The organism is Rhizorhapis sp. SPR117, assembly GCF_021742065.1.
The window spans coordinates 107,111-114,352 of record NZ_JAKKIE010000006.1 but is presented as its reverse complement, the minus strand read 5'-3'; the positions used below and the strand labels follow the sequence as shown (position 1 = coordinate 114,352).

Genomic DNA, 7,242 nt, shown 5'->3' with positions numbered 1-7,242 from the left:
CTGTATCCCATAGTCTGTATCCTCGGAAAAAATGACAGTTCAGCCCTTCGGGCCTGTCATTTTTTCCGAGGATACAGACTATTCCCCGAGGCAACGGCTGAAGCCTCTTCCCGACTGAAGTCGGGGGGTTTCCTCCAAAAAGCGGGACACTAAAAAATCAACGTGGCACTGATCCAAATAAATTAGAGGCCGAGGCTCTTGAAATTATTGGAATCGATGAAAATCAAAAAGAAGAAATAGACGGTCAGAGATTTTTAGACGCGTATCCATATTCTGATTTTGTGTTAGATTGTTCCAGTCCAAATTCTATTCGAAAATCACTTGATAGATTTATAGAATGCTTCTTTGGCTATCCCTTCGTTAGCCCTACGAGGGACGAACATGGTATGTATCTCGCGCAATCGGCTTCATTGCGATCAACTGACTTATCAAGACAAGTTGGGGCAGCAATATTTGGACCAAAGCACGAAATCGTTTCATTGGGTTGCAATGAAGTTCCTGCATTTGGTGGCGGCACATATTGGTTAGATCATTTACCAGATTCGCGCGATTTTCAACTGGGTTACGACTCCAATGCGCGTGTTCGATCTGATATGATTCGAGACATGTTTTCCCGTCTTCGGGATGCGGGGTGGTTGAATGTGACCAAGGCAGGAATGTCACCAGACGACTTGTCTTTGGAAGCTCTAACTGACACCGAGACCGTCAAAGGACCGTTAGCACAAGCAATGATCTCGGACGTTATTGAATATGGCCGAATGGTTCATGCAGAAATGAATGCCATCACAGATGCCGCTCGCTTCGGTCGAGAGACAAAAGATGGAAAATTATATTGCACAACAATGCCATGCCATCTCTGTACAAAACTTATTGTAGCTTCGGGTATTAAAGAAGTACAATATCTCCAACCATATTACAAAAGCATGGTTAGAGAACTTTATGAAGACTCCGTTTCCATAGATGAAATTACTAAAGAAAAAGTCAGCTTTTTACCGTTTATTGGAGTGACTCCTAACGGGTTTCGATTGGTGTTCGAGAAAGGAAAAAGGAAAAAATCGGATAATAACGCTATTGAATGGTCATCAACAGAATCCATTCCAATATTTACTACCGATTTTCCTACTTATCTCGAAACGGAAGCAAATATTCTTAATGAATTAAAACCCGTAATAGAAAATATGGAAAATTCTCATAATCCACTACATCTTGAATAATTTCAGAATTACGGTGACAGGTGCAATAACCCCTTAATTGCCTGTCGCCGACGGTCCTGTTTGAGAGATATTCAGGGTTTTCGTATCTGTCATCGAAAATCACGACCCCCCCCCACCACCCTTCGGGCGGTCCCCCTCCCCGTGCCGGGGAGGAATGGGGTCAAGCCGCCACCTTCCCCTTGAACAATCCCTCCACCGTTTCGATGAACTTGATCACTGAAATCGGTTTGGAGACATAGGCTTCCGCGCCGGCCGCGCGGATGCGGTCTTCGTCGCCTTTGCCGGCGTAGGCGGTGACCGCCATGATCGGGACGGGGGAGAGGGCTTCGTCCTTTTTCAGCGCCTCGATCAGTTCCAGGCCGCTGATATGGGGCAGTTGGATATCCATGATGATCAGGTCGGGGCTGAAATCGCGGGCGCGCTGGAGCACTTCGCGGCCGTCGCGGACCGGCTCCGTTGCGTGGCCGTGGGCGCGCAGCAGATCGCAGAACAGTTTCAGGTTGAGTTCGTTATCCTCGACAACGAGAACTCTTTTTGCCACCAACCTACCCTTATACCAATATACAGGCGCGGGCGGACCGCCCCCTTTCCCATGGATGTAAATGATGCAGGCCGATCTTACAAATGCCGATGACCCGGAAATGGTTGCATTGGGCGCGCTGACGTGGCTTTTGAGCGATGAACGGCGGGCCGAACGCTTGCTGGCGATCACCGGCCTTGACCCCGAAACTTTGCGGGCGAGGGCGGGAACGCGGGACTTGCTGGCCGCTGTCATCGGATTTCTGGAGGGGCATGAGCCGGATTTGATTGCGTGCGCCGATGCCATGGGGGTTAAGCCGGAATTGCTGATCGCTGTGGGACGGGCTTTGGGGTGAATTTGTTTCCCTCTCTCCTTCAGGGGAGAGGGTGGTGAGGCGTAGCCGAACCGGGAGAGGGGAGTGCGAACGCGCGCTTCCCCTCTCCCCGACCCTCTCCCCTGAAGAGGAGGGGTGTAAGAAGGAAGATTGTATGAGCCGTCCTTTGCTGGTTACCGATTGCGATGAGGTTTTGTTGCATATGGTCGTGCCGTTCCGGCAATGGCTGGATGAGACGCATCAGATTCATTTTGACTTTGCGGGCGGCGATTTCGCGCGGGCTTTGCGGCATAAATTCACCGGCGATCTGGTCGATCGGGAGCAGGTATGGCCGTTGCTCAATGGCTTTTTCGAAACGGAAATGCATCGCCAGCAGCCTATCGCGGGGGCGGTGGAGGCTTTGCGCGAATTGGCGCAGGGGGCGGACATCGTCATCCTGACCAACATTGGCGAAGAGGCGCAGGCGAGCCGGGCCGATCAGCTTGCCCGCGTGGGGATCGACCATCGCGTGATCGGCAACCGGGGTGGCAAGGGGGTGCCGCTGGCCGGGGTGATCGCGGAATATCAGCCGAGTGTGACGGTGTTTGTCGATGATCTGGGCACGCATCATGAATCATCAGCCACGCACGCGCCCGATGCATGGCGGCTGCATATGGTGGGGGAGCCGGAGCTGGCCCCGATCATTCCCCCTGCCCCCTTTGCCCATGCGCGGATCGACCGCTGGGGGGAGGCAAAGGGCTGGATACAGGATATTTTTGCACGGGGGGAGGCCGCTGCCCCTTGACCTCGGCGGTCGGGTGCTGTTTCTCCTGCGTCATGAGCATTGAAGCAAAGATCGCTGCGCTGGGTCACGTCCTGCCGCAAGCCGCCGCCCCCGTCGCCGCCTATGTTCCTGCTGTTGAGGCGGGGGGGCTGTTGCATATTTCCGGGCAATTGCCGTTTGATGACGGCGTGCTGATGACCGGGCGGATGGGCGAGGACCGGGACCTGGCGTTCGGGGTGAAGGCGGCGGAGCGATGCGGCCTGATGCTGATCGCGCAGATGAAGCTGGCGCTGGGCGATCTGGAGCGGGTCGAACGGATTGTGAAGCTGGGCGCGTTTGTCAGCAGCACGAGCGATTTCACCGACCAGCCAAAGGTCGCCAATGGCGCATCCGAACTGATACAGAACATATTCGGCGATGCGGGCCGCCATGCGCGCAATGCCGTGGGCGTGCCGGTATTGCCGCTGAACGCTGTTGTGGAAATTGACGCGATTGTCGCTGTTCGCCCGGCTTGAGGCGCGGCTTTCGCCGCCACCCGATCCGGGGCGCGTTGCCTTTCTGCGCTCGCAACCCTTTGCCCATCGTGGGCTGCACGGCGGTGATATTGCGGAGAACAGCCGCGCGGCGTTTGAAGCGGCGATCCGCGCCGGGCACGGCATGGAATGCGATGTCCAGATGAGCGAGGACGATGTGCCGTTCGTCTTTCATGACGATGCGCTGGACCGGATGACGGGCGAAGCCGGGACGGTGGCCGACCGCTCGGCCGCGATACTGGACCGTATCATGCTGACCGGGACGGACGAGTGCCTGCCGCGCCTGACCGATGTTCTGACGCTGATCGGCGGGCGGGCGCCGCTGTTGATTGAAATCAAGGCGGAGGGGTCACATATCACCGGCCTGTGCTATGCGGTGCGCCGCGCACTGGAAGGCTATACGGGCAAGGTGGCTATCATGTCCTTCAATCCGCTGATTTCCGGGTGGTTCGCCACGCATGCCCGTCATATTGTGCGCGGGTTGGTGGTGAGCGAAGAGAACAAGGCGGGCCTGCGCGGGCGGATCGAGCGCACGACGTCGCTGTGGGTGGGGAAGCCGGAGTTTCTGGCCTATGACATCCGCGACCTGCCCTCCCCCTTTGCCACGCGGGCGCGGGCGCGAGGATTGCCGGTGCTGACATGGACCGTGGCCAATGCGGCGCAGGAACAGGTGGCCATGCGCGAGGCGGATCAGATCATCTATGAAAAGGTCGGCAATGGCTGACCGCGATCCCGAAGGCGGCATCATCGCGCGGATCGCAGAAGGGGTGGCGGCGCTGCCCAAAGAGGAATGGGATGCGTGCGCGGGGACGAACAATCCATTCGTCAGTCACGACTTTCTGAGCGCGCTGGAGGATTCGGGCAGCGTCGGCCCCGGCACGGGATGGAAGGCGCTGCCCATCGTCATCGACGGGCCGGACGGGCGGATCGCAGGGGCGCTGCCCGCTTATGTAAAGGGACACAGCCAAGGCGAATATGTGTTCGATCACGCATGGGCGGATGCGTTCCAGCGGGCGGGCGGGCGCTATTATCCCAAGTTGCAGATCGCTTCGCCCTTTTCGCCAGTGCCGGGACCGCGATTGTTGCTGCGCGATCCCCGACTGGCGCCCGCATTGCTGGCGGCGGCGGAAACGGTGGTGAACCAGAACGGCCTGTCGTCGGCGCACGCGACCTTTGTCGAAGAAGCGCAATTGCCGATGTTCGAGGCGGCGGGCTGGCTGATCCGCAGCGACAGCCAGTTCCATTGGACCAATCGCGGCTATGGGAGTTTCGACGATTTTCTGGCCGAACTGTCCAGCCGCAAGCGCAAGGACATCCGCAAGGAACGCGCCGCAGCGGTGGCGGGACTGGACATCGTGCACCTGACCGGGGCGGAGATCACCGAGGCGCATTGGGACATATTCTGGCACTTTTATCAGGATACCGGCGCGCGCAAATGGGGACAGCCTTATCTGACGCGGGAATGCTTTTCCTTGCTGGGCGAGCGGATGGCGGACAAGATATTGCTGATTTTCGCCATGCGCGACGGGCGGGCGATTGCAGGCGCGCTCAACATGATCGGCACGCACACGCTGTACGGGCGGTATTGGGGTTGCGCGGAGGACGTGCCGTTTTTGCATTTCGAGCTGTGCTATTATCAAGCGATCGACGTGGCCATCGCACGCGGCCTTGCCACCGTGGAGGCAGGCGCGCAGGGCGGACACAAGCTGGCGCGCGGTTATGGGCCGGTGCCGACATGGTCAGCCCATTATATCGCCGATCCGGGCTTCCGGCGGGCAGTGCGCGACTTTCTGGAGCAGGAGCGCGAGGCATCGGCGCAGGAGCGGGAATGGCTGGGGGAGCGGGTGCCGTTCAGGAAGGGGTGATGTGATAGTGATGCGCCCCTTACCCAGCAGAACTCAGGAAGTGATATTGTCGGCAATATCTTCCGCCAAGCGATCCAGTTCTTCAGGTGACTTCTTGCTAATCAAAGCATAGGCCAAGTCCCCCTCCTGCCAATAGGCGATCGCATTGCCGTCGCGGGTCGTGACGTCGGGTCGTGAGGGCGCAACCTTGTCATCGCGCACCGCAAATAGCGATATCGGTGTGGACTTCCCGTTGGTGATATTCATCTGAAGGCTAGGCCCACTGTCTGACGGGAAAACCTGAATATTTATTACATACCATCCTTTGGGCAAGATGGGGAGTGCGATACGGGTCAACGAGCCGACTTCGACCGGATTGACTACAGCAGGCGGCGAGCGGCGCAGCTTTGTTTGCACCTGAGCAATATTATGGGACTGAAGCGCTTCCTCCACGAAATTTTCTTCGGCCTGCTCCATGCCAGACGGGAAGCTGGCGTTTCCGATAAGCCACCCGCCGGCCAGCAGCATCATCGCCGCTGCGATCTGTGGCAGGCGATGCCAGTTCGCCTTACGCGTCGGTAGCGCCGCCCTGTTCCGCGGCGCGTGCCGGGGATGCACTGCGCGCGCGATATGTTCGGACCGGGCGGCAACCGGCTCTTTGCGATGGAAGACAGCATCGAAGTGCATGGTGCTGTCCGTTGCATCGGACCGTGAGAATCCGTGTCCCTCCAGCAGCGCATAGATGGCTTGCGGATCGCTGCCGTACCGGTTCAGGTTCCGCTGATCGATTTCGACGACTATGCTGCGTGTTTGGGGCAGGACAAGGACCCGCTCCAACCCCTGAAGCACGGCATGTTCGAAACCTTCGACATCGATCTTGACGATAATTGGGCGGTCGCCAATCAGCTTCATCAGTCCGGGAAAATCCCTGATCGAAAGAGACATGACGCGCTCACCCGTCTCGATCGGCTCCGGAGCGATGGCATAGCGACCCGAATGACCCTCCGATCGGCTGTCTAGCAGGTCCGGCCCGGAGAGCGCGGCAATCGCCATGTTGAAGGGGAGGACATTATCCAGATGGTTGAGGCCGATATTACGGACCAGCTTTGCAAACGTCGCAAAGCACGGTTCGAACGAGACGACCAGCCCGTCCGGCCCAACACGCTCGGCGGCCAAAAGACTGAAGACACCGCAGTTGGCCCCAACATCGATAAAGCAGTCGCCTGGGTTGAGCTTTTCAACCTCGCCAGAAACGACGACTCCGTATTTGCCGGAAAGCCCCAACTGATGCGTGCGGTCGCGAACATCGAGGCCAAGGAGAACCCCTCCATAACGGGAGCGCACCGGAGTGCCATCCAATACGCGTGCCAAAGGCGCCAGCAGCCGCCATTTCCCTCTGAAGTCAGGGACGTGATGGACATATGTGTCCACAAGCGCTGACCGGATTACCCTTGATCGTAACACCATTGCGACTCCTCGGGCGGGCAGACTACGATGGCTTGGTCAATTATCGGGCAGACTTTTTCGAGGTATTCCACAATTACGCGGCCAGGATTACCTGGATCATAAAGGGGAGGCTTCGGTGGAGGGAATGGGTGCCGCTCAGGAAAGACTAAAACGGCTATGACCAATTACGGGGGGCGGCCGAGTGCGGTAAGTTGCCAGTATCCGACATGGTCGAGCCACGGCGGCTTTCCCATGTTCTGCGGAAGAAATGACTGGCGGTGTCCTCATCGACCTGGACGTTCTGTTTCCCGCCACTTGTCCCGCCGGTCCGCGGATATGCATTTAGCATAAGCGCGCGCCATTTGTTCATGTGCCAAACGCGCTTCCGCACAGGAGGCTGTCCTGGCGCATAGCATTTCAGCTTCGTACCGTTTGGCTATATAATGAACATCATTCGCCTGGGATCCGAACGCCATTTCGTCGGTGCCTTGCAAAGAGATGGGAGAGCGTAGTTGCGCACGTTTCATGAATGTCTCCATCGAGATGATACTCAGATGAATGGATGGATGGGATTACAGGTCATTCCGG

8 protein-coding genes are annotated in these 7,242 nt (G+C 57.6%); 6 read left to right on the top strand and 2 right to left on the bottom strand.

The window, feature by feature from the left end; genetic code table 11:
• The first annotated feature begins 281 nt into the window (after positions 1-281).
• Positions 282-1,214 carry a deaminase gene (locus tag L3X40_RS04330; RefSeq protein WP_272907921.1) on the top strand — a complete coding sequence of 311 codons (933 nt, stop codon included), beginning with the start codon at positions 282-284 and terminating at the stop codon, positions 1,212-1,214.
• A gap of 160 nt (positions 1,215-1,374) precedes the next feature.
• Here the strand turns inward: L3X40_RS04330 and L3X40_RS04325 are convergent, their stop codons facing one another.
• Complete coding sequence (locus tag L3X40_RS04325; RefSeq protein WP_237364561.1) at positions 1,375-1,755, bottom strand: response regulator; 381 nt, start codon at positions 1,753-1,755, stop codon at positions 1,375-1,377.
• Between the two features lie 64 nt (positions 1,756-1,819).
• Between L3X40_RS04325 and L3X40_RS04320 the strand changes: the two genes are divergently transcribed.
• The 5 genes from L3X40_RS04320 to L3X40_RS04300 all read left to right on the top strand — a co-directional run bounded on the left by L3X40_RS04320 (position 1,820) and on the right by L3X40_RS04300 (position 5,229).
• Complete coding sequence (locus L3X40_RS04320; protein WP_237364570.1) at positions 1,820-2,089, top strand: DUF3572 domain-containing protein; 270 nt, start codon at positions 1,820-1,822, stop codon at positions 2,087-2,089.
• 133 nt (positions 2,090-2,222) lie between these two features.
• A complete protein-coding gene (locus L3X40_RS04315; protein WP_237364560.1) occupies positions 2,223-2,852 on the top strand; it encodes an HAD family hydrolase in 630 nt (209 codons plus the stop codon).
• Between the two features lie 32 nt (positions 2,853-2,884).
• Positions 2,885-3,346 (top strand): RidA family protein, encoded by a 462-nt coding sequence (locus L3X40_RS04310; RefSeq protein WP_237364559.1) that lies wholly within the window; start codon positions 2,885-2,887, stop codon positions 3,344-3,346.
• The gene (locus L3X40_RS04305; RefSeq protein ID WP_237364558.1) at positions 3,324-4,088 is read left to right on the top strand and encodes a glycerophosphodiester phosphodiesterase family protein; all 765 of its coding nucleotides are present in this window, start codon (positions 3,324-3,326) and stop codon (positions 4,086-4,088) included. Before L3X40_RS04310 ends, L3X40_RS04305 begins: the two co-directional genes overlap by 23 nt.
• Positions 4,081-5,229 (top strand): GNAT family N-acetyltransferase, encoded by a 1,149-nt coding sequence (locus L3X40_RS04300; protein WP_237364557.1) that lies wholly within the window; start codon positions 4,081-4,083, stop codon positions 5,227-5,229. Before L3X40_RS04305 ends, L3X40_RS04300 begins: the two co-directional genes overlap by 8 nt.
• A 33-nt stretch (positions 5,230-5,262) precedes the next feature.
• On the opposite strand, the gene L3X40_RS04295 is transcribed toward L3X40_RS04300, so the two are convergent.
• Positions 5,263-6,552: an FkbM family methyltransferase gene (locus L3X40_RS04295; protein WP_237364556.1), complete on the bottom strand. Its 1,290-nt coding sequence runs from the start codon at positions 6,550-6,552 to the stop codon at positions 5,263-5,265.
• Positions 6,553-7,242 lie beyond the last annotated feature (690 nt).